We start from the raw sequence: 26,273 nt of genomic DNA, 5'->3' as shown, positions 1-26,273 counted from the left end.
CAAAAGATTTAATAATTTTAGCCTAGAAAACATTCTTTTTTTTAGTGGCACAACATAACCGAAATAGATGGCACAATTACACCGAAATATCCACTGTGCAGCAAAAGGAAATAAAATTCCTGAATACATGGTTGAAAGTGTTATGAAGCGATTTGAGGAGGTAATTGAGGAAGGTCTAAAGAAAGGAATAGCCATAAACACTCCTCTCATTAATATCCAACCTAGTTTAACTGGCACTTTCGAAGGAAAACACGATAAATTCGATAACAAAAGACATCAACTTCATTATCGTATATCGGAAGGAACATTTTTAAAAAGAGTAGCCAAAGAAAGTGAGCTATTCAAAATTGTTCCTCCAAGCACTTTGATACAGATTCACTCTGTTAACAGTTTAAGTTCACCTGCTTCGAAGTATCAATTTGAGCCTGGATCGATACTTGAGCTAAAAGGCAAAAGCCTTAAATACGACAAACAAGATAAGCGGCAAGGCATATTTCTGGTGAATGAAGAAAGTCAAAATGAGTACCGAATGGAATTAAGCCTTGAAAGCACCAAGAGTTATCAAATGTTTCAGGTTCCTTTGGATATTGAAAAAGGCAGTTACATGCTTGAAATACGATGCCTGCCTCCTCGTTACACAAGCATTAGGCATGGTCGATTCTACAAAGCCATTATCATTATTTAAACTTCGCCTAATACTGGTATGCGTATCAAGTACTTGAAACGAACTGTATCAAGCCTATGATACGGTGCGAATCAAGTGTATGAAACGGATCGTATCAAGCTTATGATACGGTACGAATCAAGGCTATGAAACGAAAAGGATCAAGTACTTGATACGCTAAGTTCCCTTATAATAAGATAGCAACAAGTAGCTAGGAACGACAGCCAGCATTAGCCTACCAAGAGGCACTACCCACAGAAGAGCTAGCTTTAATCACTGTTAAACCTGTCAGAGTCGGATGACCTGACAGCGTTTTAAATTGCTATTTCCAAACTCTGACAGATCTACGATGCTGTCAGGTTTCTCTCCTATTATATAATATTCTTAATCATGCTTTGATTGATATTAAACAGCCTTCAAATTCACTAGGGTTTGTTATCTCTGCATAGTTTCTTAGGTTTATTTCTACATCGTTGCCATTTTTGTTTATTGATTGATAAACCGACTTAGTGATTCTTTTTAAACCTTCCGGATGTTCAAAAGAATAGTCTATTATTTTTGGTAAAGAATCCTTATGTATAAGGAAGATTTTTTTAGAATAATGAGGGTTTCGGATCATAAAGACAGGCACACCGTTGTAATCTCCCTGATATAAATCATGTTCCAATGGATCATTCAAGAAAGATTTTGATGTGAAATTATCCTTACCTTCAGTGAGATCAAAGCCAAATGAAAAGTTAATACTTAAAATTACAATGTCTGATTTTAAATCCTTTTTTAATACGCTTCCTAATTCTTCTATTGAACATTCTATTTTCGATTCACTACATAACCTATCTAAAACTTGGTAATATTCAAAATCTTCATTACTTGCTAGTTGCCAACCATAACCGGCACCATGATCAATATGAAAAACTGGATCACCCAATTTTGAAAAGGGATCTTTCTTTTCAATAAAATTAAATATACCTAATGATTGTTCCTGAACACTCTCTTTTTCAGATATTAAGCCATAATAATCAAGAATAGAACGAAAATTAGCTCTTCCATTATATCTGTCTGAAACAGTTTTAAAGAATTGATCTATATATTCTTCATCTAAAGGACTTCGTTGTATATCTTGCTTTATTTTCTCTTTTAATAAATCTTTTAACTTTTCAATAATAGTCTCTGGAGATTCAATATTTTCAGGTATTGAAAAATCTAGTTTTAAGTTTTTGAGTAATTCTCTATCACTTTGTACATACTTAAATAGATTTTTAAATTGATCCATTTCGTTCATCCATAAATGAGCTTCCTCATGTTCCAAATTTGATGGTATATAATCATATCCTAAATGATTATCTGTAATCAAGAATGACTGTAATGTATATTGACGTAAAAAAAGAAGGATTGAGTATTTACGCATGTACACTTGAATATCATGATTAGCTTCTAAATGATATTTAAAAAATGGAATATTATTTATCTGGAAATAGAACTTAAAGATCTCTAGTAAACTTTGAGGAAGTATATCATTGCCCCCATTAATTGCGATTGTGTCATTCGGTTGTCGATACCCCCATAATTCTGTAATGAAATCATATCTTTTATAATATAATGCCATTGAAGCAAGTGCATTTACGAATTCCTTTTGTTTATGTATTAATAGAAAAGTTAAAGGTTGTTTCTTGAAATCTTTAATTGAATACTTTACTCTATCATATTCACTACTCTTTAATTTTAACTTAACATCTTCAGACCATTTAGAATACTTACCCAACCAATTCTTTACCTGGCTAAAGCTTGAAATATCCTTGCACTCATCACTTAGTTTATCTATATCTTTCATTAAGTCATTATACTCAAAAGTGAGATATGGAGGAGAACTAAAAAAGTATGGATAACCATTAAATAGTAACGAATAATAACGTGGCATAACATCCATTCTGTTGTTAATCATTATATCTTTTAAATTATTCCATAAATATGACTGGTAACTATTTAGTAAATCATCCATATTTTCATGTACTTCATCTAATGATTCTTCAATTTTATATTGTAATGAATCATACCAAACAAATGCTGAATTTGGAATGGAATTATCAATGGGAATATCGTTTTTACGGACAGAGTAATAAATTATAGAATTGTAAACCTCAAGTATACCATATGATAAAACATCGTAATTCTGCTTAAAAGCAATCTCTATAAATATTTTTTTTAACTCCTGTACAATTAATAACGAAAGATCTGATCTTTCATTAGTATATGCTTTTTTCCAAAACTCAAGAAATGAACCTAAATACCTCTTTTGTAAATTAGAAGATCCAAATTTCAAATCGAATATAAATCTCTTAAAATTTCGAACTAAGTAATGTACTGAGTCTTTAGCTGATGAATAATCTCCAGAGTAAACTTCACAAAGAGAAACACCAGATAATAATTCCAGACTCTTATATATTTTACCAATTGCATACTCGCTGGATTCGGCATTTGGAAGCCTCTCTATATTTTTAACAAACTCTTTCTCTAGTTTTTCTTTCAACTTAACATTTGATGAGTATACTAAAATACATTTAATATAAAATCCAAAAATAACCACAGCAATAATACTAATTATTAAGGTGGTAATTACGAAGAATATATTATATCCTATTAAGTTTATGAATATCAAAAAAGTATTTAGAAATAGAATATAAACTAAAAGCTTGAAAACAATTTCATCAATAAACTTTGTTGTAAGAACGTTTAAATTATATTTCTTATCCACATTTGATATAACATCTAATGAAATAGGTAGGGAGATACTTAATATTGCAGATATAAATGTACTCAAAACAGCAAGACCTGTTTCACTGAGTAATCTATACTTATCTTGTAAATCATACAAATATAAAAGACCTCGTTTATCTAAATAGAATGTTTGATAAAAGCTAAATGTAGCACAAGCGAGAAGTATAGTTGCAATTACACTTAAAAATAATGTTAGGTAGCTTTTAAAAGGAATTTTGCTAAAAAATGATATGGTATTTTTACCAAATTCTACAATCTCGTTAAATTTCATATTAGAATTGCATGTGTTTTTAAGATGATCAAAGCTAGCAAAATAACTTCACATAATTTACAAGTAACAATGATTATTAAAATATTATTCAAAAAGTACTAACAGATCTTTGATCCTGTCAGGTTAGAAAGGCAAAAAAACCTGTCAAGAATTACTCCTGACAGGTTTCGCATTTTATATACTTTATGGTTCTCCTACCAATCCTGCTTTTGCTCTACGTAATCGCTAAAGCTTTCGATTTTAAGATCGGCTTCGGACTTTTTGCAGATGGAATAGATGAAGGCTGATGCCAAACGAGCATTGGTTACCAAAGGAACGTTTAAGTCGATGGCAGAACGTCTGATTTGGTAATCGTTGTTCAGCTCATCTTTGCTTAAGTTCTTTGGAATATTCACAACGAAATCTACCTCTCGATCGCGAATCAAACTTACAGCTGTTTTCTCTTCGTTTTCATCTGGCCATGCAACCGCTACAACGGTCACCCCATTTTCCTGAAGAAACTTTGCAGTACCTCTTGTACCGTATAGCTTGTAGCCACGCTCTTCCAACATCTTCGAGCTCTTTAATAACTCTAGCTTCGAGCGAATAGGACCACTACTAATCAATACCGCCTTCTTCGGGATACGATAACCAACTGATATCATTGATTTTAATATTGCATCATAGTAATCGGCGCCCAAACAGCCAACTTCACCAGTTGAAGACATGTCTACACCCAATACAGGGTCGGCTTTTGACAGTCTTGAGAAGGAGAATTGCGATGCTTTTACACCGATATGTTCCAGCTCAAACATTGATGGAAGATTGTTTGGAATGTTCACATCTAACATTGCCTGCGTTGCTGTTTCCACGAAATTAAAGTCCATTACTTTCGATACAAATGGGAAACTACGGCTGGCACGAAGGTTACATTCGATTACCTTAATGTCGTTGTCTTTTGCCAACAACTGCATGTTGAACGGTCCGGTAATGTTTAAGGATTTTGCAATCTTTTGTGCAATCTTTCTGATTCTGCGTATGGTTTCGAAGTACAATTTCTGTGGTGGGAACACCAAGGTTGCATCTCCAGAGTGAACTCCGGCAAACTCAACATGCTCAGAAATGGCATCAATCACAATTTCACCATTCTTGGCAACTCCATCGAACTCAATCTCTTTGGCTTCCTGAATAAACTCACTCACAACCACCGGATACTGTTTAGAAACCTGTGCAGCAAGATTCAAGAAATGCTCCAACTCCTCGCGGTTCGATACCACGTTCATAGCGGCTCCTGAAAGCACGTAACTCGGACGAATCAATACAGGGAATCCCACTTCATCAATAAACTCGTGAATGGCTCCAATACTGGTCAACTCGCTCCATCTTGGCTGATCAACTCCCAATTCATCCAACATTGCCGAGAAAGTCTGACGATTCTCTGCTCTGTCAATGGATTCAGGAGAAGTACCCAATACATTCACATCAGCATTGTGAAGACGCATTGCCAGGTTCTGTGGAATCTGTCCACCAACCGATACAATTACACCTCTAGGCGATTCCAAATCGATGATATCCAACACTCTTTCGAAGGAAAGTTCATCAAAGTACAATCTGTCGCAAACATCGTAATCGGTACTTACCGTTTCCGGATTGTAATTGATCATTACCGAACGTAAACCTTCTTTGTTTACTGCATTCAGGGCATTTACACTACACCAGTCGAACTCTACCGATGAACCAATACGATATGCTCCCGATCCCAATACAATAACTGATTTGTTATCGGATACATAGTTGATGTCATTTTCATCGCCACTATAAGTCAAATAAATGTAGTTGGTTTGTGCAGGATACTCGGCAGCAAGCGTATCAATTTGCTTCACAACCGGAACAATTCCCTTCTCTTTACGATGCTTTCTTACCGCCAACAATTCCGATTCCATATTGGTATTTTCTGGCTTCAGAACGAATCTTGCCAACTGGAAATCCGAGAATCCATATACTTTAGCTGCTTTAAGCAATTCATCAGGTAAAGCCTGTAAGTTGCTATGCTTTTGCAGATCCCACTTAATCTTAGTGATGTGCTCTAACTTGCTTAGGAACCATTTGTCGATCTTGGTTAGGTCGTGTACCTGATCGATGCTGTATCCTTGTTCGAATGCCTGTGCAATGGAGAAAATACGCATATCGGTTGGATGTGTAAGCTCCTTCTCTACATCTTCGAACTTGGAGTGTACATTCCCAACAAATCCGTGCATTCCCTGTCCAATCATACGCAAACCTTTCTGTATGGCTTCCTCGAAGTTACGACCAATGGCCATTACCTCACCAACCGACTTCATACTTGATCCAATCTCTTTGGTCACCCCTTCGAACTTGTTCAAATCCCAACGAGGAATCTTACACACTACGTAGTCAAGCGCAGGCTCGAAACACGCCGTAGTAGTTTGTGTTACCGCATTCTTTAGCTCATGCAATGCGTAACCTAAACCTAGCTTGGCAGCCACAAATGCCAATGGATAACCCGTTGCTTTCGATGCCAGTGCAGATGATCTGGACAGACGAGCATTCACCTCAATTACACGATAATCTTCCGATTCAGGATCCAGTGCATATTGTACGTTGCACTCTCCCACAACGCCCATGTGACGAATGATTTTAATCGCCAATGATCTAAGCTTGTGATATTCCGAGTTGGTTAGCGTTTGCGATGGTGCAATTACAATACTTTCCCCGGTATGGATTCCCAGTGGATCGAAGTTTTCCATATTACAAACCGTAATACAGTTGTCGTAAGCATCACGTACCACCTCGTATTCTAACTCTTTCCAACCTTTCAGCGACTCTTCAACCAAAATCTGGCTGGAGTAGGATAAAGCGTTCTCAGCAAGCTTTTTCAGCTCATCCATATTGGAACAGAAACCAGAGCCTTGTCCACCAAGAGTAAAAGCAGCACGCACAATAATTGGGAAACCTAATTTCTCTGCTGCATCCAAAGCTCCTTCTATCGATTCTACAGCATAACTCTGAGGAGTTTTTACATCGATTTTACGAAGTTCGTTCGCAAAGATCTCTCTGTCCTCTGTTTTAATGATTGTCTCGATTGGTGTACCCAATACTTTTAGATTGTATTTCTCAAGAATACCAGACTCGAACAACTCAATACCACAGTTCAGTGCAGTTTGTCCACCAAAAGCCAGAAGGATACCGTCAGGCTTTTCCTTTAAGATTACTTGTTCTACAAAAAAGGGAGTAACCGGCAAAAAATAAATTTGATCGGCAACTCCCTTGGAAGTTTGTACGGTTGCGATATTCGGGTTGATCAATACGGTGTAAATACCTTCCTCTTTCATGGCCTTTAAGGCCTGCGATCCGGAATAGTCAAATTCACCAGCTTCACCAATTTTCAGGGCTCCTGAACCTAATACGAGTACTTTCTTTATTTTGTCTTTAATCATTTTTTTAAGCTCTTAGCTTTTAGCTCTCAGCTATCAGCAGTTAATTGTTAATTTGAAGGATTCTTGTTAGCCACTGATTAAAGTCAAGTGGCAATTGAAATAACTTCTCTTCGAGTGAATGAGAAAATAAGTCAAATATGTCCTCTTTTAATTAATAATTCAATTAGGGATTAATTGATAATTCTTAATTACTAATTGTTAATTGCCTTGATGTTTTTCCATCATTTCAATGAAATCATCAAAAAGGAATTCTGTATCAGTTGGACCACTGGAAGCTTCAGGGTGAAACTGAGAAGCGAAAAATGGTTTGCTTACGTGCTTGATTCCTTCACAGGTATTGTCGTTGGCATTAATGAATAATTGCTTCCACTCTTTTGGTAAAGTATCATTGTTGATTGCATAACCATGGTTCTGAGAGGTAATAAAACAGCGTTTGGTTCCTTCCAAAACTACAGGCTGATTGTGACTTCTATGTCCGTATTTCAGCTTGTACGTATCGGCACCTGCAGCCAATGCCATCAACTGTGTTCCCAGACAAATTCCCATAATAGGTGTATCCTGCTCAAATGCTTTCTTTAGGTTTGTAATGGCAGCTGTGTTTTGTTTCGGGTCTCCAGGACCATTAGAGATGAATAATCCGTCGTATTCTTCCTGAGTGAAGTCATAGTCATGTGGAACACGGATCACTGTTGTATCGCGCTTTAAAAGACATCTGATGATGTTGTTCTTCACCCCGCAGTCCAACAATAGCACTTTGTGTTTTCCATCTCCATAAACCTTTTTCTCTGGTGTGCTTACCTGTGCAACCAGGTTTTCAAGGTTAGGATCTTTCCATTCAGGCTCATTCCCTTCAAAAACAATTTTAGCCAACATACTTCCCTGTTCGCGAAGTTTTTTGGTTAATGCACGAGTATCTACACCATAAACACCTGGAATTTTGTGCTCTTTCATCCAATCAGAAAGACTTAAACTTGCATTCCAGTGACTGAACTCTTCTGTGTAATCTGATACAATAAATGCTGAGACCTGAATCTTTTCTGATTCATAAAATCGGAACAGTTCATCCTCCTGCAATGTTCCCGGAACACCGTAGTTCCCAATCAATGGGAAGGTACTCACCAAAATCTGCCCTTTATACGAAGGGTCAGTCAAACTTTCCGGATAACCGGTCATTGCTGTGTTAAACACCATCTCTCCTGCCACGGAGCCCTCATACCCAAAAGATGTACCGACGTACTCTGATCCATCTTGTAAAATTAGCTTTGCTTTTGTCTGTTGTGACATAAAAGTTCTATAAAATGGTTATTAAATTCGATTAATAGTTAAATGTGCCGTATCGACCGCTTTTATATTCTATTTAGTAAGTTCATATAGGCTTCTTTGGTCTTGTGGAAGTTGAATGCTACAAATGTTTCGTTCATTTTGCATACGATTCTGTCGTTGCATAAATTCCCAAGACTTCCTTCGTGAACGTGATTAATTTCGCCCTCGTGCTTGAACTCTCCTGCATCTACCAATTGTCCTACCTTCTTGTATGCATCACGGAAAGGAACGCCGTCTACCACCATCTTGTTTACTTCTTCTACTGTAAACAGATATTGATAACGCTCATCATTCAATACTTCTTTGTTAATTTTCACTTCTGATAGCATGATTCTGGTCATTTCCAGACATGAAAGCATTTTATCGAATGATGGCATAAAGAACTCCTTGGTCAACTGATAATCCCTGTGATATCCCGAAGGAAGATTGGAAGTTACTGCCTGAATTTGCGCAGGAAGCATTTGCAATGCATTGGCATGTGCTCTAATTACCTCAAACACATCCGGATTTTTCTTGTGCGGCATGATACTACTACCTGTTGTCAACTCATCAGGGAAACTTAAGAAGTTAAAGTTCTGCGAATTGTACAAGCATGCATCCATGGCCAGCTTAGCAATTGTCATGGCCATATTGGCAAGTGCAGAAAGCACTGTAAACTCCATCTTTCCACGTCCCATTTGTGCATAAACCACATTGTAGCTTAGGTTATCGAAACCTAGCAAATCAGTTGTCATTTGACGATTTAGAGGAAAGGATGAACCATATCCGGCACCCGATCCCAATGGATTTTGATTTACTACCTTATAAGCAGATTGAAGTACCAACAGGTCGTCCGTTAAACTCTCAGCATAGGATCCAAACCACAAACCAAATGAAGAAGGCATCGCCACTTGCAGGTGTGTATATCCTGGAATCAAAACATCCTTGTAAGTATTGCTTTTCTCAATCAACAAGTCGAATAGTAATCTTGCCTCACGAACGATTTCTTCTAGTTTATTTCTGGTAAATAATTTTAAGTCCAAAAGAACCTGGTCGTTTCTTGATCTTCCACTGTGTATTTTCTTACCGATATCTCCTAAAGCCTGTGTAAGCAAATATTCAATTTGTGAGTGAACATCCTCAATACCGTCCTCAATTACAAAGGCATCGTTTTTAATGGATGAATATATTTTTCTTAATTCTTCCTGAATTAACTTCAATTCTTTCTTTTCCAACAGACCTATAGATTGTAGCATTTCAATGTGAGCAAGTGATCCAAGCACATCAAAAGGAGCTAGTTCCAAGTCTAATTCACGGTCTGTACCTACCGTAAATTGCTCAATTTTCTTATCAAGTTGTACCCCTTTATCCCAAAGTTTCATATTTCGATTATATTAGGTGCGTATTATTTATTTTAAGTATTTGTATGTTTTTTTTTGCTATTCTCATTTCAGATGAAGCTTCAAGCTGTCGTCTGCAAGCATCAAGCCTTATTTTGAGATGTAGAATCAGTATATTTCTTCATTAATTCATCATTCATAACTCATCATTAATCATTAGATTTTTAATCCGTTCAACAAGTTATAATATTTTTCGATGCCTTCCCCAATTTCTTTCACATAGATAAACTCATCCGCTGTATGTGATCTTGCAGAATCTCCAGGGCCCAATTTTAATGTGGGAAATCCTTTCATTATTGCCTGATCCGATGTGGTTGGAGATCCATAATAGCCCATTCCTTGTTCTAAACCAGCTTGTATTAAAGGATGTTCCAAAGTAATACCAGATGAATTCATCCTGAATGATCTTGCTTTTACATCACTTTCAACATTCGCTTTAATGATTTCAAAGGCTTTCTCGTTTGAGTAATGCTCGTTGGTTCTAACATCTACAACATAGGTACATGATGCTGGAATTACATTGTGTTGTTTTCCTGCATTAATCTGCGTTACAGTCATTTTAACCGGCCCAAGCATTTCTGATTCATTCTCGAATTGGAAAGTGTGAAACCACTCAATATCTTTCATGGCAAGACTTATAGCATTCACACCCTCATTTCTGGCAGCATGTCCAGGAACTCCTATGGCTTCACAATCAAGCACCATGAGTCCTTTCTCTGCAATGGCCATCTCCATTAGGGTTGGCTCTCCAACGATACCAACATCAATTCTTCCAATTTCATCCTGAACCAACTCAAAACCATTCTTACCCGATATTTCCTCTTCTGCTGAAGCACAAAACACTCGGTTGTATTCCTGATCGGTTTCATCCAGTGCCAGGAAAGTTGCCATTAGTGATACCAAACAACCTCCTGCATCATTACTTCCCAATCCGTAAAGTTTTCCATCTACCACTTCAGGATTGTAAGGATTTTTAGTCCACTTTTCGTTTGGTTTTACGGTGTCCAAATGAGAATTTATTAGCAAAACAGGTTTACCTTCCTTAAAATTCTTATTGAATATCCATACGTTATTCCCTTTTCTGTACACCTTATACCCAAAGGCTGATAACTTCTTCTCCATTACATCAGCAACAAGATTTTCCTCTTTGCTAAAGGATTGGATCGAAATCAGTTCTTTTAGTGTATTTAGGGCGATATCTGTGTATTTATCTAATTTCATTTTCTTCTATTGAATAATCTGAGTTCCTGATGAATGATTGTTCGCCATTGAAACAAAATTGCCAATGATTACCTCTTCAACTCCTTGTTTGAGTGCGTAAAAAGCATTTTCTGTTTTTGGCATCATTCCAGTATTAATGCTACCATCTTTTACCATTTGTGCACACTGTTCTGCATTTAAAACAGGCATTACACTGCTGTCATCATCGGCATCCATTAAAACGCCTAACTTTTCAAAACTATATACTAACTTCACCTTGTAGAAACGGCTTAAAGCAGCAGCAACTTCGGTTGCAATGGTGTCAGCGTTTGTATTCAGCAATTGCCCTTTACCATCGTGAGTAATTGGAGCAATTACCAAAGTTGAGTTGCACTCAATCTGTTTGCACAAAGCCAGTGTATTCACTTTCGTGATATCACCAACAAAACCAAAATCAATTGTAGGATGGTTACGCTTTTCTGCCAGGATCAAATCCTGATCGGCTCCACACATTCCCATTGCATTTACTCCCCTAGCCTGAAGTGATGCTACAATATTCTTGTTCACCAAACCGGCATACACCATGGTAACCAACTTTAGATTTTCAGCATCAGTAATTCTTCTGCCATTCACCATTTTGGTTTTCACTCCAAGTTCTCCTGAAAGATCCGATGCCAGCTTTCCTCCTCCATGTACCAAAACCACTTTGCCACTCAAGTTTGAAAATGCATCCAATAAATCATTCAACTTATCTGGATCATCAATTACGTTTCCTCCAATTTTTACTACCGTTAGTTCACTCATTTCTCTTTACAATTTGGGTTTTTATACTTTGTGTTAAGCGGCACAAGTGCCTGCTAAAACACAATTAAACGCTTCAATGAATTGGTCTGCCTCTTTCTTTGTAATAGAAAGTGGTGGCAACAAACGAAGTGTGTTCTGTCCTGAAGAGCCTGTAAATATTCCATGTTCCTTTAGGAGCTTCGTTCTAATTTCCGACATGTTTTCAATGTCGATACCAATCATTAAGCCTTTCCCCCTTATTGCTTTTATCGCTTGATTTTCTTTCAATTTATCGATTAAATAACTTCCTATTTCTACCGCATTTTCAAGCAGATGCTCTTCTTTAATTGTTTCCAGAACAGCTGTTGCAGCAGCACATGCCAGATGATTTCCTCCAAAGGTGGTTCCCAACATTCCTTTCCATGCCTTGATTTTCGGAGCTATCAGAACTCCTGCAATTGGAAAACCATTTCCCATGCCTTTTGCTGTGGTAATGATATCCGGTTTTACATCTGAATACTGATGCGCAAAGAACTTCCCGCTTCTTCCAAAACCCGATTGGATCTCATCCAAAATCAAGAGTGCACCATTCTGTTCGCATGCTGATTTTGTTGCTTTCAAGAAATCGGCACTTGGTTCAAATACACCATTAACACCTTGAATTCCTTCTATGATCACGGCTGAAACATCACCTGCTTCAAGCTCTTTTACCAGACTCTCCGTATCATTCATTTCAACAAAAACCACATTGTGCTTTGCATTGAATTCAGATGATAATTTTGGATTATCTGTTACCGAAAGAGCTCCTCCTGTTCTACCATGAAATGCTCCTTTAATCGTGATTACCTTTGATTTCTGATTGTGGAATGATGCTATTTTCAATGCATTCTCATTGGCTTCTGCCCCCGAGTTGCATAAGAACAGGTTGTAATCATCATATCCGCTAAGCTGGCCTAATTTACAGGCCAGTTTTTCTTGCAATTCGTTCTTTACCGCATTTGAATAGAAACCTAAACAATGTAGTTGATTTTCAATCCTAAACATGTAATGTGGATGAGAATGTCCAATAGAGATCACTCCATGTCCACCATAAAAATCCAGGTATTGATTTCCCTTGTCATCAGAAAGCTTCATGCCCTTTCCGTTAACAAGATTTATATCGTAACAATTATATACGTCGAATAATTTCATTTTTCTTTCCTCCTTTTAAAAACCTACAGGTTTTAAACCTAAGCCCTCTTTTTCATTCAATCCAAACATGATATTCATGTTCTGAACAGCCTGCCCTGATGCTCCTTTTAGTAGATTATCAATGACCGAGACAATCATTAATTTGTTTCCATGCTTCTCAAGATATAACACGCATTTGTTAGTGTTAACTACCTGTTTTACATCAGGGATTACATTCGATATGGTAACAAAAGGATGTTCTGAATAATAAGATTGATATTTCGCTTTCGCTTCTTCCAGGCTCCACTCACAATCCGTATAAATGGTCGCCATGATTCCTCTGCTAAAATTCCCTCTTACCGGAATAAAGTTGATCGCTTTTGAGTAATCAGGCTGCAACTGAAGCACAGATTCAGTAATTTCTCCCAAATGCTGATGCGTAAAGGCTTTGTAAACCGCTACATTGTTATTCTTCCAGCTAAAATGAGAAGTTACTGTTGGATTTTGTCCTGCTCCAGTCGATCCTGTTATTGCATTTACATGGATTTCTTCACTTAATTGCTTTTCTTCTGCCAATGGAAGTAATCCCAATTCTATGCAAGTAGCAAAACATCCTGGATTAGCAATTCTGCTAGCTGTTTCAATACTTTCCTTATTCAATTCTGGCAATCCGTAAACAAAACCACCATCATTATTTTTAGGTCTGTAATCGGTACTTAAATCAATAATATATAAATCCTTCGGCAAGTTGTTCTGCTCTAAGAAAGCCATGGTTTTTCCATGCCCTGAACAAATAAATATCACGTCTACAGCTGAATAATCGGCCTCTCCAAATACCAAATTGGTATCACCAAGCAAATCCTTGTGCACATCTGTAATGGGATGCCCGGCATGGCTCGTACTCTGCACAAAAGCAATATTTACCGTTGGGTGCCAAACTAATATGCGTAGCAATTCTCCTGCAGTATATCCTGCACCACCTATAATTCCAATATTCACCATCTTATTGCTTATTTACTGTATGATAAATTTGAAGAGAATTGGCCAAAATATTTGTAAAACCTTTTACATCATCTGCTGTCCAACCTTCATTGCTTTCGCCATATTGACCAAACAAGTCAGACATCAAATCATTTGGTGATTCAATCCCTTCAACAAGGAATTGTTCAGGGCTCATTTTAATGAAAACTGTACCATTCACATTCTTCTGTGAATCAACAAGGAAAGTCTCCATATTTCTCATTACAGGCTCTAAGTATTGTGCTTCGTGAAGCAACATGCCATAGAAATTGGAAATCTGTTCTTTCCAGTACATTTGCCACTTTGTTAAAGTGTGCTTTTCCAAAGTTTCATGAGCTTTTATAATCATTAAAGGAGCGGCAGCTTCGAATGCTACTCTACCTTTTGTACCAATAATGGTATCTCCTACGTGCATTTCTCTTCCGATTCCGAAGGCTGCACCAGCTGCTTCTATTTTTTGAATTGCCTCTAAAGGGTGTGCTACTTTTTCGCCGTTAACTGCCACCAATTCACCTTCTTTAAACTCAATGCTTAACTTCTCTGGCTCTGTTTTTACAACTTGCTTAGGGTAAGCTTCCTCAGGCAATGGCTGACTTGAGGTTAGGGTCTCTTTTCCTCCAATGCTGGTTCCCCAAATTCCGGCATTAATGGAATACTTCATTTTCTCGAAGTTTGCATTAATACCATGATCTTTCAAATACTGAATTTCAGTTTCTCTGCTTAATTCAAGGTCTCTGGTTGGAGTAATAATTTCGGCATTTGGAGCCATGATTTTAAAAATCAGATCGAATCTGATTTGATCATTTCCTGCTCCTGTACTGCCGTGTGCGATATAATCTGCATTAATGGAATGTGCATATTGAGCAATTGCCATTGCCTGAAACGCTCTCTCTGAGCTTACTGATAATGGGTAGGTATTATTTTTAAGCACATTACCCATAATCATGTACTTGATGCATTTTTCGTAGTATTCTTTTGTAACATCCAGCGATACGTGTTCGATAACTCCCAATTGTTTGGTTCTATCTTCTATTTCAGCTAGTTCTTCATCACTAAAACCACCTGTATTTCCTAATGCTGTGTACACATCCATCCCCAACTCCTTAGAAAGGTAAAGTGCACAATATGTTGTATCTAATCCGCCGCTATATGCTAATACTACTTTTTTCTTATCTGTTGTCATCGTTTTTTCTTTTAGATTGATTGAATTGTTTATTTGTTTTCGTTCGAATTGGGTGTACCATTTTTATTCGGATCGAATAACATCCCTGTACAAAGGCACATTTTCCTATCCGTTCTTTGCAGAATATCGTAGTTCACGCAACTACTGCATCCTTTCCAAAATGACTCATCAATTGTTAACTCTGAGAATGTTACTGGTCTGTAACCCAAATCCGAATTGATCTTCATTACAGGAAGACTGGTTGTTAAACCAAAGATTTTAGCTTGTGGATATCGCTTCCTAGACAACTTAAATGCTTCTGCTTTGATTAATTTTGCTAATCCTACAGCTCTGTATTCCGGATCAACAATTAAACCTGAATTGGCAACGTATTTACCATGCTCCCAAGTTTCTACATAGCAGAATCCAATTACTTTTAAGTCATCAAAAGCAATGATAGCTTTTCCTTCCTGAATCTTTTGTACCAGGTACAAAGGATTTCTTTTTGCAATTCCGGTACCGCGAATTTTTGCAGCCCGTTCAATCATATCACAAATCTCTGTTGCATAATCAATATGCCTTAAATCTGCTACAATGACACTTACTTTTTGCTCAACTTCCATTAATGTGTCTATCATTTAGTCTCTAGGTTTCCCAAAATAATGCTACACCCGTAAGGCATAACCATTTGTTATTAATATCAATAAAGAATGTTTCTTTTAATTTGCCGTTGTTTAAAATCCGAAACCATCGTCGTCGGAATTCTAAGGAGTTGTTTCTTATCATCTTATTTTGTTTTAATTATTTCACACAAAAAAAGCCTACCGCAGGAACGGTAAGCTTAATACAGTTTATATATACCTGACAATCAGATACAGCAAGCTCATCCGCCCCTCCTGGGTAACAGTTACTTCGCAAATGGCGTCGGCTTTCTGTATAGATTATACTTTTCATTGTTATATTCTTTAATTCAATTGCTTTTCAATAGTTCAAAAAAAAGGCTTACCGGGAAAACGGTAAGCCTTCTAAATATTGTTCTTAATCATTGATTACACGACAATAAGACTAAATCCGCTTTCCCTAGAGGTGCGCTTATTCTTCGTCGTCGGATGTAAAACAATTGAATCATTTGGTTCTTCTTATTCATTAAATTTCAAAAAAAAACTTTCCGAATTGGAAAGCTTGGGAAAAATCATACCAACACTTGTCCTTATCGTTAAAATAAAGATCTAAAAATGCGTCGTCGAATGATTAATACTTTTTCCATGCTTTTTTTGATTTGTTGGATACAAAGATAAGTGCAAAAAAAATTAAAATCCTAATGAAAAAGTATTTTTTTTACGACACCCTTTTTTAAAACCTTTGCGGAAGAAAAATAGAATTAATTTACTAATACCCTATTGAAATGCAAGGGTAAAACTTTGATTATCTTATTTCAAAGCACCTTTTGTCATATGTACCTATTACCTGCGCATCTTAATTAAGATACATTAGTCTTTTTTATGTTCTTACCACTAGCTTAATTAATGATTTTTAACACTTTAAATGTTGATTTTTTTCAAACCATTTCTAAATTGCGCCGTAGAATTGCTTTAGTTGTCAAAAATTAAATAGTTGAAATCATTATGGAGTGGAAAAAAATTGTTGGGTTTGTGTTGTTTGGTTTAGCTGTTGTTACTTTTATTCTTACTTTCTCTTTTCCTTTTATTCTTGCCGGAACTAAAAAAGTTGTTTTCTTTACTGCATCTGTTTACGTCCTAAATAAAGTATTCTTTTATTCTTCTTTGTATATTTTGGGTAAACAATTCATTACAAAGATTGGAAAATATCTTCCTAACTGGATTGAAAGGAAACTTCTTAAAATTTTAAAAGTTCAACCAGTTGTAGAAACTACAAAATAATGATAATATCCTTTTTAGGATATTTTTTTTGTCTAAACAATAGTTCTTAACATTAATCTTAAATTAGAAATATGGACATTCTTTAAAGGTTTTTGCAAGAATATTCTGTAATCAACTGATTATCACGAAAACCTTTGCAATGAAAAAATATGACTTTTTTCAGTTTTTAAAACGTTTGCAAAAAATTACTAAACAATAATAGTTGTTTAAAAGCATTTTTTTAAGCTATATTTGTTGCAACGGATTAAACAAGCTTAAATTTTTATCTCTACATTTTAGAATGTATTCTTAAAAGACAGCGACAATCGGATTCATTGTGTCGCTACTGAAAACAGAGAGAGTTGGGGACTTTCTCATTACTCAGTGTCTTCTTAAAAGAAAAATCATGGCCTGGCTTCGCACTTAAATAATGCCTATGCGAAACCTAAGACCAAGCCGACAGGGTCTGTACGACCCGATGAATGAACATGACAATTGTGGAATTGGCTTTGTAGCCAATATTAAAGGAAAAAAATCGTACGAAATTATTACGCGCGGTCTGGAAGTTCTATGCAATATGGAACACAGAGGTGCTCGTGGTGCCGATAACGTAAGTGGAGATGGTGCAGGTATATTAATGCAGGTTCCACACAGTTTTTACAAGAAAATTGGCATTAAACTTCCATTAGCCGGCAAGTATGGAACAGGACTCATTTTCTTACCACAAGACGAGACTGAGGAGAAATTTTGTATCGAAGTTCTGATTCAAATTCTGGAAGAAGAGGGGTTGGAATTTCTTCAATTACGAGATGTGCCTACCGACACGAACGCAATTGGGGAAATTGCAAGACAATCGGAGCCAGTAATTAAGCAAATCTTTGTTGGTGGAAACTACGAACAAGATGATTTAGAACGTCGTTTGTACCTTGCCAGAAAACAAGCCGAAAGCTATGTTAGAGCAACCAAGATGAAAGAAAAAGAGATGTTTTACATCCCTAGTTTATCATCCAAAGTGCTTGTTTACAAAGGAATGTTTGCCAGTGATCAACTAGGAAAATACTTTGAAGATTTGCAGGATCCAAGAATGGAATCTGCCATTGCTATGGTACACTCAAGGTTTAGTACCAATACTTTCCCTTCATGGGATTTGGCACAGCCATTTCGTATTGTTGCTCACAATGGAGAGATTAATACCATTAAGGGTAACAGACTATGGATGCAAGCACGTGAGTCTCTTTTAAAATCGGAACTGTATGGAGAAGATATTAAAAAACTATTCCCGGTTATAGAGCCTAACAAAAGTGATTCAGCATCTTTTGACAATGTATTGGAATTCCTATTCTTAACAGGTAGAAGTTTACCTCATGCCTTAAGTATGATGGTTCCTGAGTCGTGGAATGAAAAGAATCCGATTCCAGATAGTTTAAAAGCCTTTTATGAGTATCACTCAACCTTTATGGAACCTTGGGATGGTCCTGCATCTTTGGTGTTCTCTGATGGTAGATACATTGGAGGAACTTTGGATAGAAACGGATTGCGTCCATCTCGTTATGTCATTACCCAAGATGATATGATTGTAATGGGTTCGGAAGTTGGTATCCAAAACTTTAAAGCAGAAGAAATTAAGGATAAAGGAAGATTGCGTCCTGGTAAATTATTGCTGGTAGATACTCAATTGGGGATTATTATTCCTGATCAGGAGGTGAAATCGCAATTGACCTATAGAAACCCATATCAAAACTGGCTAAAAGAGAATCGTTTAGACCTTAAGGCTATTCCTGTCGAAAAAAGGGTTCCATCGGATATTGGGGATCATTTCGATGTTTGTAAGGATGTATTTGGTTATTCCAAAGAGGATTTTGAACGAATTATTTTACCAATGGCAACAGGTGGTCAAGAACCCGTTGGCTCTATGGGTAATGATTCTCCTATTCCAGCATTATCTGAAAAGCCTCATTTGCTTTTTAACTATTTCCGTCAGCTTTTTGCACAGGTTACCAATCCACCTATTGATTCGATTCGTGAGAATTTGGTAATGGATTTGACCAACTATATTGGAGCGGTTCAAAAGAACCTGTTGGATGAGACGCCACAGCATTGTAAGTTGATTCGATTCAAGAGTCCGTTGATTACCAATACGGACCTTGGCAAAATCAAGAAGCTGAAACATGAGGAATTTAGACATGCAACACTTGATATGTTATTCAAGGCAGCCGATAATGGTAAAGGACTAGAAGATGCTTTGGATTCCCTTTGTAAACTTGCTGAGAAAGCTGTAGATGATCAAAAGAACTACATCATCCTTACAGATAGAAATGTAAGCAAAACAATGGCTCCAATTCCTGTTTTGTTAGCTGTGGCTGCTGTTCATCACCACTTGATCAAGAAGCGTAAGAGAATGCAGATTGGTTTGGTTGTAGAAACAGGAGAAGCTCGTGAGGTAAATCACTTTGCATTGTTGATTGCTTATGGAGCAAGTGTTATCAACCCTTACATGAGTTATGCAGTAATTGATAAGCTTGTAAAAGAAGGTAGAATTAGCCTGGAATACAAGTCAGCACGTAAAAACTATATCAAATCTGTTGATAAAGGATTGCTTAAAGTAATGTCGAAAATGGGAATCTCAACCATTGGAAGTTACCTGGGAGCACAAATTTACGAAGCGTTAGGTATTAGCAATGATGTGATTAGTAAGTATTTCACAGGTACTGCATCGAGAATTGGTGGAGTTGGTCTAAAAGAAATCTCTGAGGAAATGTTATGTCATCATAAGAAGGCATTTACAGAGAAAGATCCTTTTGAAAATCAGGACTTGTTAACCAACAATGGAAGTATTCACTACCGTAAAAATGGTGAGAAACACAGTTGGAATCCGGATTCAATTGGATTATTGCAGTGGTCGACAAGAACCAATAACTATGCAAAATATAAGGAGTACTCGAAATTAGTTGATGCTGAAACCAGAAATCCAAACTTCTTGCGTGGATATTTTGATTTCAAATCAAACCCTATTGATATTTCTGAGGTTGAACCTGTAGAAAATATCATGAAGCGTTTCTGTACCGGTGCCATGTCCTACGGATCTATTTCCAAGGAAGCACACGAGGCACTGGCAATCGCAATGAATAAGATTGGTGGTAGAAGCAATACTGGTGAAGGTGGTGAAAGTGCCAAAAGATTCTTTTCCAGCGCACGTAGTTCTATCAAGCAAATTGCTTCGGGTAGATTTGGTGTGAACACCGGCTATTTGGTGAATGCTGATGAGCTACAAATTAAAGTTGCTCAAGGTGCAAAGCCTGGAGAAGGTGGACAGTTGCCAGGATTTAAAGTGGATAAGATCATTGCCAAGTTGAGAAATTCAACCCCTGGAATTACCTTAATCTCTCCTCCTCCACACCATGATATTTACTCGATTGAGGATTTGGCACAATTGATTTACGATTTAAAGAATGTAAATCCAACAGCATGTGTAAGCGTGAAATTGGTGTCGGAAAATGGTGTTGGTACAGTTGCTGCTGGTGTTGCCAAAGCTAACGCTGATTTAATTGTAATTAGTGGTGCCGAAGGTGGAACAGGTGCAAGTCCGTTGAGTTCCATTAAAAATGCAGGTTTACCTGTAGAGCTTGGGTTAGCTGAAGCTCAGCAGACATTGGTACTTAACGACCTTAGAGGAAGAATTAAGCTACAAACTGACGGACAGTTGAAAACTGGTAGAGACATCGTTTCTATGGCTTTATTAGGAGCTGAAGAGTTTGGATTTGCTACAAGTGCCTTGGTTGTTCTAGGTTGTGTAATGATGCGTAAGTGTCACCTAAATACTTGTCCTGTTGGGATTGCAACTCAAAATAAAGAGTTAAGGGAAAAATTCCTTGGACGCTCGGAATGGGTAGTAAACTTCTTTACTTTCCTTGCAGAAGAATGTCGTGAATTAATGGCAGAACTTGGAGTACGTAAGTTTGATGATTTGGTTGGCAGGTCAGATCTATTGGTAAAGCGTAAGGATATCAAGAAATGGAAAGCAGATACGGTTGACATTCAAAACTTATTACACTTGCCGGAAACCGATGGACATGAATTGTGTGGTGTTAATGCTACAATTAAATCGATTGGTGAGGTATTGGATCATGAACTAATCAAACAAGCTGAAAAGGCCTTACACGATGGTGAAAAAGTATGGATCGATTCGAAAATTAAGAATACCGACCGTACGACGGGTGCCATGTTATCAGGTAAAGTTGCGGCCTTAAAACCAAAACGAGAATTAGAAGAGGATACCATATATTGTCGATTTAGAGGTACTGCTGGTCAAAGTTTTGGAGCATTCCTTGAGAAAGGGATCACTTTTAAACTGGAAGGAGACTCTAATGACTATTTCGGAAAAGGTCTTTCGGGAGGTAAAATTGTGGTTCAACCACCAAACAAAACTACGTTTAAACCAGAAAAGCAGATTATTATTGGTAATACGGCCATGTATGGTGCAACCAATGGTGAGGCTTATATCAGGGGCATGGCAGGAGAACGTTTCTGTGTAAGAAACTCTGGTGCGAAAGCTGTGGTTGAAGGCGTTGGCGATCATGGTTGCGAATACATGACTGGTGGTCGTGTGGTAATTCTTGGACCTACCGGTAGAAACTTTGCTGCAGGTATGAGTGGTGGTATTGCCTATGTTCTGAATATGGAAGGACAATTGGACTACTTCTGTAATCAAAGCTTAGTATCTCTTGAACCCGTAGAAAATCTACAAGATATACATGAGCTTCAAGGCATGATACATCAACATTTGCTTCTAACTCAAAGTAGTGTTGCCTCTAAAGTTTTAACTCATTGGGATGAATATCTTCCTCACTTCGTTAAGGTAATTCCTTACGAATACAAGAAAGTATTGGAAGAGAAAAAACTGAAAAGAATTCGTCGCAAGCTAAAACAAGCACAATCACAAACAGAAGTACACGAATAAATGAGGGTAAGTAAATGAATAATTGCGGGAATGTAATTCGTAATTAATAATTCGTAATTGATTTGATTATGGGAAATCCGAAAGGTTTTTTAGAGATAAAAAGAAAAGAGGCCGGTTATCGTCCGGTAAGAGATAGAATTGGAGATTTTGGAGAAGTAGAACAAACTCTGAACTTAGAAGATAGAATCGATCAGGCAGCCAGATGTATGGATTGTGGTATTCCTTTCTGTCACTGGGCTTGTCCTACTTCAAGCAAAATACCTGAATGGCAGGATGCAATCTACAGGGAGAATTGGGAAGAAGCAGCAAAAATTCTTCAATCAACCAATAGTTTTCCGGAGTTTACAGGAAGAGTTTGTCCTGCTCCATGCGAAAAATCATGTGTATTATCATTGCACAATTCGCCGGTTACCATTCGCGAGAATGAAGCATCGGTAATTGAGAAAGCATTTGATTACGGGTATATCAAGGCAAGACCTGTTACAAAAAGAACAGGTAAAAAAGTAGCTGTAATTGGGTCAGGACCCGCTGGCTTGTCTGTGGCCGATCTTTTAAATCAGGCAGGACACAGCGTAACTGTATACGAAAGAGATGATGCCATTGGCGGTTTGTTAAGATATGGTATTCCAGATTTCAAACTTGATAAACATGTCATCGACAGAAGATTGGAATTGTTTGTTGAAGAAGGGATTGAATTTAAGACCAAGCAGGATGTTGGTGTAAATGTGTCATTCTCTGACCTGGAAAAGGAATACGATGCAATTTGTCTTGCCATTGGCGCTATGAAACCACGTAATTTGCCGATTGAAGGTCGTGATTTAAAGGGAATTCACTTTGCTATGGATTTTCTAAAGCAACAAAATAAAGTGGTTCGTGGCGATGAATTTAGCAACCAAGAAAGAATCTCTGCCAAAGGTAAAAATGTAATTGTAATTGGTGGTGGTGATACAGGTTCCGACTGTGTTGGTACATCAGTGCGCCAAAAGGCAAAATCGGTACTTCAAATTGAGTTGATGCCTAAGCCAGCTGAAGAAAGAGAAGAACACAACCCATGGCCCTACTGGCCAAATACTTTGAGAACATCGAGTTCTCATTTGGAAGGCTGTAAAAGACGTTGGTCTTTGAGTTCGAAGCAATTTAAAGGAGAAAACGGACAGGTGAATCAGCTAGAAATTGTACAAATTGAATGGACAAAAGATGCCCAAGGACAATTTCAGATGAAAGAGATTCCTGGATCTGAAGAAATCATTGATGCTGATTTGGTTTTATTGGCAATGGGCTTTGTTCATCCAATACACGAAGGATTGGTTACTGAATTGGGCTTGGAATTAGATGCAAGAGGCAATATTAAAACCGACACCCAAGGCCAAACTTCCAACTCGAAGATATTCTGTTGTGGTGATGCTACTACTGGAGCAAGCCTTGTTGTTCGAGCATTGGATAGCGGCAGAAAAACTGCACATTCAATTCATAAGTATCTAAAAAAGTAGAAAACATGCAATAAGTCCACACTAAACATAGGCAGTTGAGTGTAAGAACCGATAGTAAATGATTTATTAGCTATCGGTTCTTTTTGATTTTCTTCTATTGATCATGCTAGCTAACCTATAAAAATGCTATTACTCAAATCTTGATTCACATACTATTTATCGTACCTTTGGATTTCAATTTCCAGATATGAGCAAGAAAGACTTAAAAGAATACATTCATCACCTTACTAAAGAACAATTACAAGATCAAATAATTGATTTGTATACCAGATTTAAAGATGTTAAGGAGTTTTACGATTTTGCTTTTAATCCCAAGGAAAATAAACTGATGGAGGAATGTAAATTTAAGATCTCCAAAGAGTATTTTCCTGTAAATGGAAGAAAAGCAAAAATGAGACGTTCAGTTGCCCAAAATTACATTCGACACTTTAAAAGATTAGGTGTAGATTCTTCCTTAATTGCTGATATCATGCTCTACAATATTGAAGTGGCTCAAACCTATACATCTGAGCAATTTATCAAGCAGGAATCATTTTATAAAAGCATACTGAAATCATTTCAGGAGGCTGTAACATACATTCGTGACAATGGTCTTGATAATGAATTTAAAGCACGATTGAATAAAATAGTTGATGAATCAATAGATCAAAACTGGATGAACAGCAAGGGATTTATGATGGCTTACAAATAATTAATCTTCAATTAAATTATTTATAATTTCCTTTACCGATCGAATCTCACGAATTGCACCAATTGCTGGTCCGGCACACCAAACATTGTCATATCCTGCTTTGAATGCGGATTGTTGAACTTTTCGCATTCCTTTCCATGCCAACAACATTTTTGCATACTTTTTCAATTGTGGACTGTGATTGATCATCCATTCCAGTATGTTTGCCTTTGTTCCGATTTTCTGTACATATGGAGTATTGATTACTGTTAAAGGAGATCCTGTTAATTTGGTTGTTTTTACGATATCATTTGAACCAAAATCCACAAGAGCCTGTTTGTATTCACTACTCACCGGTGACTCATGACTTGCTATAAAAATGGTTCCTACAGACACTCCTGCAGCACCAAATTCGAGCATTGATTTAATATCACAAGCATTGCTCACCCCTCCTGCTGAAATAATTGGAATGTTGATTTCTTCTTTTAGCTGTTGAATCAATTCTTTAGCCTTAAAAGTACCACAATGTCCACCTGCGTCCGAATTTACAGCTATTACTGCATCAGCGCCAATATTTTCAACCCTTATCGCATACTTCACATCAACTACATCACAAAATACTTTAATCCCTAGTGGCTTGCATTTTTCAATTACCTCACGCGGACTCCCTAATGAAGTAATGATAAAATCAACCTTAAGATCAAGAAGACTCATGAGTTGCTTTCGGTATTTTGGATTGGACTTATTGACAATCAAATTCATTCCGAAAGGTTTATCACTGCTCTTTCTGATTGTATGTATGGCATTACGAAGTTCCTTATCGGTTCTATAATTGTGTGCTGGCATTGCACCTGTACAGCCCATTTCCAAGGCAGAAATGATCATATCGGTATTCGACACCAAAAACATTGGTGCCATCAGAATTGGATGTTTGATGTTCAGAATTTGAGAAAGTGTTTTTTCTGTCATATCCTTAAGATACGAAATCCAACTAATCCAATAAACAAAAAAAGACTTCCTGAATAGAAGCCTTAACTGTCTTATTTCTTCATAATAAAAGCAATAGGAATATGCAATCTTTTACACCACGAAGCTTCGGAGTGGTTCTCTCCCGCAAATTCCATTGTAATCCAATTCTCTTTTGAGTATCCTTTCTGTCTCATGATTTTATCCACCTCCATCTGTAATGGTTTGTACAAACTGTCAAGTGTTTCCGTTCCATAATCAAAATAGATTTTGTGATTTTTTGGAGACGGTAAATTGTCTTTTAGGTAAGAATAAAAGGCTTCTGGTATTTTGTTATTTCTTATTTTGGTATCACCTGGCCAATGCGTAGAAATACATGCTGCAGCTTCAAATACATCTGGATATTCGCATATGGCATACATCGAAATTAAACCTCCCATGCTGGAACCAGCTACATATGTATTGGCTTTATCGGTTTTTACAGAAAAAGTCTTGTCGATAAATGGTTTTAATTCTTTGGTCAGGAACTTCAAATATTCGTCTGCTCTCAAATCACCCATTAAAGTATCTTTTAACTGTTCTTGCAGTTCAGATGGCAAATAATTGGCTGCTTTCTCAGGAAAATAATCGCTGTGACGATATTTACCACCATTCCATACTCCAACAACAATGCAATCTTCTATAGTTCCTTCATTAATTAGTTTGGAAACCACTTCATCAACCATCCATTCCTGTTTGTTCCAACTCTTGTTCGCATCATACAACATTTGACCATCATGCATGTATAAAACCGCATATTTTTTGTCTGTTGAATAGCCATCTGGCAACCAAACATCCACATTTCTTGGAACAACGTATTTCGACTCAAAGTTTTCAAACCTTTTTATGGTTCCACTGGATACTTCAGGCAACTGGGCATTAGTAGATAATGAAAAGCACAAACAGAGTAACAATAATAACCTCATATAATCAAGTATTAATTTAGTATAACAAACCTAATTTGAACAGTAATTAGCAGATTTACAAATTTTGGATCAAGTAAAAAACTTGTGGGGAAACTTCTAAACACACATCTTTGTACGAGTAAAATTGAAACACAAAGATGACTGATCACGAAACCTACGAG

The 26,273-nt window shown here is 37.0% G+C and carries 17 protein-coding genes; 5 read left to right on the top strand and 12 right to left on the bottom strand.

All coding sequences use genetic code 11. From position 1 onward, the window contains the following. Positions 1 to 67: 67 nt before the first annotated feature. Complete coding sequence (locus tag M0051_RS18515; protein WP_306743055.1) at positions 68 to 685, top strand: DNA-binding domain-containing protein; 618 nt, start codon at positions 68 to 70, stop codon at positions 683 to 685. A gap of 367 nt (positions 686 to 1,052) precedes the next feature. Here the strand turns inward: M0051_RS18515 and M0051_RS18510 are convergent, their stop codons facing one another. The 10 genes from M0051_RS18510 to M0051_RS18465 form a co-directional block, all read right to left on the bottom strand. After that, positions 1,053 to 3,710, bottom strand: coding sequence for a hypothetical protein (locus M0051_RS18510; RefSeq protein ID WP_306743053.1), 2,658 nt, complete (start codon positions 3,708 to 3,710; stop codon positions 1,053 to 1,055). 194 nt (positions 3,711 to 3,904) lie between these two features. Beyond that, a complete protein-coding gene (gene carB / locus M0051_RS18505; RefSeq protein ID WP_306743051.1) occupies positions 3,905 to 7,147 on the bottom strand; it encodes a carbamoyl-phosphate synthase (glutamine-hydrolyzing) large subunit in 3,243 nt (1,080 codons plus the stop codon). Positions 7,148 to 7,345: 198 nt separating this feature from the next. Next, entirely contained in the window at positions 7,346 to 8,431 is a 1,086-nt protein-coding gene (gene carA / locus M0051_RS18500; RefSeq protein ID WP_306743050.1) for a glutamine-hydrolyzing carbamoyl-phosphate synthase small subunit, read from the bottom strand. Between the two features lie 62 nt (positions 8,432 to 8,493). Continuing rightward, the gene (argH, locus tag M0051_RS18495; protein WP_306743049.1) at positions 8,494 to 9,831 is read right to left on the bottom strand and encodes an argininosuccinate lyase; all 1,338 of its coding nucleotides are present in this window, start codon (positions 9,829 to 9,831) and stop codon (positions 8,494 to 8,496) included. 174 nt (positions 9,832 to 10,005) lie between these two features. Next, positions 10,006 to 11,070, bottom strand: coding sequence for a M20 family metallo-hydrolase (locus tag M0051_RS18490; protein ID WP_306743048.1), 1,065 nt, complete (start codon positions 11,068 to 11,070; stop codon positions 10,006 to 10,008). A 6-nt stretch (positions 11,071 to 11,076) separates the two neighbouring features. Further along, positions 11,077 to 11,853 carry an acetylglutamate kinase gene (gene argB / locus M0051_RS18485; protein ID WP_306743046.1) on the bottom strand — a complete coding sequence of 259 codons (777 nt, stop codon included), beginning with the start codon at positions 11,851 to 11,853 and terminating at the stop codon, positions 11,077 to 11,079. Positions 11,854 to 11,886: 33 nt separating this feature from the next. After that, a complete protein-coding gene (locus M0051_RS18480; RefSeq protein WP_306743045.1) occupies positions 11,887 to 13,023 on the bottom strand; it encodes an aspartate aminotransferase family protein in 1,137 nt (378 codons plus the stop codon). 15 nt (positions 13,024 to 13,038) lie between these two features. Beyond that, complete coding sequence (gene argC / locus M0051_RS18475; RefSeq protein ID WP_306743044.1) at positions 13,039 to 14,004, bottom strand: N-acetyl-gamma-glutamyl-phosphate reductase; 966 nt, start codon at positions 14,002 to 14,004, stop codon at positions 13,039 to 13,041. A 1-nt stretch (position 14,005) separates the two neighbouring features. After that, a complete protein-coding gene (locus M0051_RS18470; RefSeq protein WP_306743042.1) occupies positions 14,006 to 15,205 on the bottom strand; it encodes an argininosuccinate synthase in 1,200 nt (399 codons plus the stop codon). Positions 15,206 to 15,234: 29 nt separating this feature from the next. Continuing rightward, positions 15,235 to 15,822: a GNAT family N-acetyltransferase gene (locus M0051_RS18465; protein WP_306743041.1), complete on the bottom strand. Its 588-nt coding sequence runs from the start codon at positions 15,820 to 15,822 to the stop codon at positions 15,235 to 15,237. 987 nt (positions 15,823 to 16,809) lie between these two features. On the opposite strand from M0051_RS18465, the gene M0051_RS18460 reads away from it, so the two are divergent. From M0051_RS18460 to M0051_RS18445, 4 genes are all read left to right on the top strand, one after another. After that, complete coding sequence (locus tag M0051_RS18460) at positions 16,810 to 17,085, top strand: hypothetical protein (protein ID WP_306743040.1); 276 nt, start codon at positions 16,810 to 16,812, stop codon at positions 17,083 to 17,085. Between the two features lie 415 nt (positions 17,086 to 17,500). Beyond that, on the top strand, positions 17,501 to 22,021 hold the full coding sequence (gene gltB / locus M0051_RS18455) for a glutamate synthase large subunit (protein WP_306743039.1): 4,521 nt from the start codon (positions 17,501 to 17,503) through the stop codon (positions 22,019 to 22,021). A 68-nt stretch (positions 22,022 to 22,089) separates the two neighbouring features. Then, positions 22,090 to 23,511 carry a glutamate synthase subunit beta gene (locus M0051_RS18450; protein ID WP_306743037.1) on the top strand — a complete coding sequence of 474 codons (1,422 nt, stop codon included), beginning with the start codon at positions 22,090 to 22,092 and terminating at the stop codon, positions 23,509 to 23,511. A 187-nt stretch (positions 23,512 to 23,698) separates the two neighbouring features. Next, complete coding sequence (locus M0051_RS18445; protein WP_306743036.1) at positions 23,699 to 24,202, top strand: DUF6155 family protein; 504 nt, start codon at positions 23,699 to 23,701, stop codon at positions 24,200 to 24,202. Here the strand turns inward: M0051_RS18445 and M0051_RS18440 are convergent, their stop codons facing one another. Together M0051_RS18440 and M0051_RS18435 are read right to left on the bottom strand one after the other, a co-directional pair. Further along, entirely contained in the window at positions 24,203 to 25,150 is a 948-nt protein-coding gene (locus M0051_RS18440) for a nitronate monooxygenase family protein (protein WP_306743035.1), read from the bottom strand. 71 nt (positions 25,151 to 25,221) lie between these two features. Beyond that, positions 25,222 to 26,112 carry an alpha/beta hydrolase gene (locus M0051_RS18435; RefSeq protein ID WP_306743034.1) on the bottom strand — a complete coding sequence of 297 codons (891 nt, stop codon included), beginning with the start codon at positions 26,110 to 26,112 and terminating at the stop codon, positions 25,222 to 25,224. Positions 26,113 to 26,273: the final 161 nt, after the last annotated feature.

This window comes from Marinifilum sp. D714 (genome assembly GCF_030851345.1).
Classification (GTDB): domain Bacteria; phylum Bacteroidota; class Bacteroidia; order Bacteroidales; family Marinifilaceae; genus Marinifilum.
The sequence above is the reverse complement of the archived record's forward strand: the minus strand, read 5'-3'. Positions and strand labels throughout refer to the sequence as shown.